The sequence below is a fragment of the Mesorhizobium sp. Mes31 genome (genome assembly GCF_024519675.1).
Classification (GTDB): domain Bacteria; phylum Pseudomonadota; class Alphaproteobacteria; order Rhizobiales; family Rhizobiaceae; genus Mesorhizobium.
In genome coordinates this window covers 1-2,436 of record NZ_JALJRL010000052.1, presented here as the reverse complement: position 1 = coordinate 2,436, position 2,436 = coordinate 1, and the positions used below count along the sequence as shown (strand labels likewise).

4 protein-coding genes are annotated in these 2,436 nt (G+C 58.9%); 2 read left to right on the top strand and 2 right to left on the bottom strand.

Annotation, left to right across the window (positions count from 1 at the left end):
* Together NR193_RS33195 and NR193_RS33190 are read left to right on the top strand one after the other, a co-directional pair.
* The coding region (locus NR193_RS33195) for a TrbI/VirB10 family protein (protein ID WP_306280796.1) at positions 1–135 on the top strand (135 nt) is incomplete at its 5' end.
* A 2-nt stretch (positions 136–137) separates the two neighbouring features.
* Positions 138–362, top strand: coding sequence for a DUF2274 domain-containing protein (locus tag NR193_RS33190; RefSeq protein WP_256754869.1), 225 nt, complete (start codon positions 138–140; stop codon positions 360–362).
* A 56-nt stretch (positions 363–418) separates the two neighbouring features.
* Here NR193_RS33190 and NR193_RS33185 read toward each other — a convergent pair whose 3' ends face one another.
* Entirely contained in the window at positions 419–1,366 is a 948-nt protein-coding gene (locus NR193_RS33185; protein ID WP_256754868.1) for a LysR family transcriptional regulator, read from the bottom strand.
* 11 nt (positions 1,367–1,377) lie between these two features.
* Positions 1,378–2,373 (bottom strand): class I SAM-dependent methyltransferase, encoded by a 996-nt coding sequence (locus NR193_RS33180; protein ID WP_256754870.1) that lies wholly within the window; start codon positions 2,371–2,373, stop codon positions 1,378–1,380.
* Positions 2,374–2,436 lie beyond the last annotated feature (63 nt).

The following is a 2,436-nucleotide window of genomic DNA, read 5'->3' as shown; positions in this document are numbered from 1 at the left end:
GACAGCATCAGCCAGACAGGCCAGCAGATCGTCCAGCGGCAGCTCAACATAGCGCCGACGCTCACCATCCGACCGGGATTCCCGGTGCGCGTGATCGTCACACGCGATCTCGTGCTCGAACCTTACGGAGGCTGAAAATGGCCAAGCTGAAACTGGGGCCGATCGCCGACGACAAACCCGTCAAGGTCATGGTGGAACTCCCCGCGGCACTGCACCGCGATCTGACCGCTTATGCCGAGATCCTCGGCCGCGAAGCGGGGCAACGGCCCGCCGATGCGCCGCGCCTCATCGTTGCGATGTTGGAGCGGTTCATTGCGACGGATCGAGGCTTTGCCAGGGCAAAGCGTTCGGAGGGGGACTAAGGGCCGGCGGCTGAAGTCGAACCGGGTCAGTCGCGCCTCTCAATCATGGCGTGACTTCAGAAATCGCGCCCGCGGCGTTCCGTACTTCCTGAATTGACAGGGGTAGGCCCGGGTCGCGTTGCTGTCACCATGTTTCTTGCGGTCCCAACCAGCCGCAGAAGCGCACGCTTTGGGTTCGATTCCAGCCACACCGCCTTAATCGAACTGATGCTGTTCTGACCGTCGATGGGTTTCCACACTGTAGCGTCGATGGCGACTGTCCTGGCAAAACCGCCGCCCGCCAGAGTAACGCATTGACCGAGTTGCACCTTGAGGATGACCGTCGCTTCGCTCGCGCGACATATTTGAATAGCGGGGCCACCATCTGCGGCAATCTTTTCCAGCAAAACCGGATCCTGCGGAGATCCGACCGAAACCAGCAGACAAGTATCTGCAAGATCCCTCCATCTGACTGCCGGCCTTTCAGCGAGCGGATGGCCACCGGGCAGGAGAACGAACAAGCGCTCGTGCCCAAATCGCTCGCTGCGGCATAAGGCGCCGTTCTCGATCCCGTGCGTGAAGACGATGTCAAGGCGCCGGCGACGTATTGCCGCCAGACACTGTTCTTGGGGAACGTCCTCGATGGCGATGCTCACGTCCGGATGTAAGCTGCGAAATCGATCGACAAGGCGCGCCACGAACGCCCGGCCTATCTGGCCGCACAACCCTATCTTGACTGTTTTGGCATCCTGGTCGCCAGGACCACCTCCGGCCATGGCATCGTGCAAGCCTTCATAATGAGCCCGGACGAGGTCAGTCCAGGCCCGGCCTGCTTCGGTCAGCCGAACACCATGGACGTCGCGATCAAACAACTGCATGTCCAGCAATTGTTCGAGAGCAACGATGTTTCGGCTGACACAGGATTCCCTCACTCTGAGAACTCTTGCGGCCTGCCTGAGGCTACCATGGTCGACAGCTGCGAAGACATGGTCCAAACGGCGCAACGTGTTGTTGACCTGTCTCAAGGCATAGGAGCCTATTCCTGCGCGGCGACGACGCTAACCGGCAGGGTCGGATACAAGCTGGTTTCGTAGACGTACTCGTGCGGAATGGCTGGAGTGGCCATCTGGGAAAGGTACCGGTTCAGGTTTTCCTCGCTATTGCTCGCCGCGAGGCTACAGAAGTTTCCGCTGTTCCATGTCAGGGCGCAGTGGCTGAAATGCGCGCGTATGGCGTCGGCCATCTCTGCCAAAGTCACCTCATTGCCGAACATGGTATTCAGAACGAGGGTCTGCTTTTTCTCGATTTCGTCTGGGGGAAAATAGCGCGCCTTGAAGCCGAAATCCTTCTGATATTCGCGACGCCTGTAGTCCGGCTCCTCGGTAGCCCGGAACTTCTCGACGAAGACGAAGATACCGTCCTGCTTGAGGTGCTGGGTCACGAACTCGATCTGGCTTGCTCTGTTTGGCGAGTACATCTGAAAGGTCGTATCTTCCAGAATAATATCGAAGCCGTGCGCGAAATTTGCCAGTCGCGGATCTGAACCCAGAACGTCCTTGGTCAACTTATGGAAGGGTCCAATGAAGAAGTCGGCGTGCGGCGGTTCGCCGTAGGCCATGAAGCTCGTGTAATTCTCCGCGTTTGGGCTGCACGACAGCGTGCGTATCTGTCCCTCGGACAGTTCCGACAACGTTCTCGCCATCGTGCCTTCCGCTGTTCCAAGGCTGTATAGCGCAAGCGGAGCGACACGGTGCCGTGCGTATTTCAGCACTGCGTAGGCCATCCGGCACTCTTCCTCTAGTCTGTAGGGAATGCTGCCGTGATAGTGCTGGTCGAAAAAACCTTGTCGTGCCGCATGCAGGGCAACTAGGTCGCGTAAGATTTCATCGCTCGGCAGAAGGCGGGCGTCGACGACGGGTTTGCGGATTGGCATCCCGCTCTTGCCAGCGGCGGTCGCTGCGAAAAAGCCGGCTAGTCCGTTGATCCGTGGGCCATGGTCGCACTCAGCCAGAAAGTCGTCGAGTCCACGCATCGCAGTATGCCTCCAGCACCGTTCCATTGGTGAGATGCCGATACGTCGATGGGGGAAATTCCA

What these genes read in the sequence shown, in the direction of transcription:
- NR193_RS33190 (WP_256754869.1), top strand. Translation starts at nt 138, where the DNA reads ATGGCCAAGCTGAAACTGGGGCCGATCGCCGACGACAAACCCGTCAAG.
- NR193_RS33180 (WP_256754870.1), bottom strand. Translation starts at nt 2,373, where the DNA reads ATGCGTGGACTCGACGACTTTCTGGCTGAGTGCGACCATGGCCCACGG.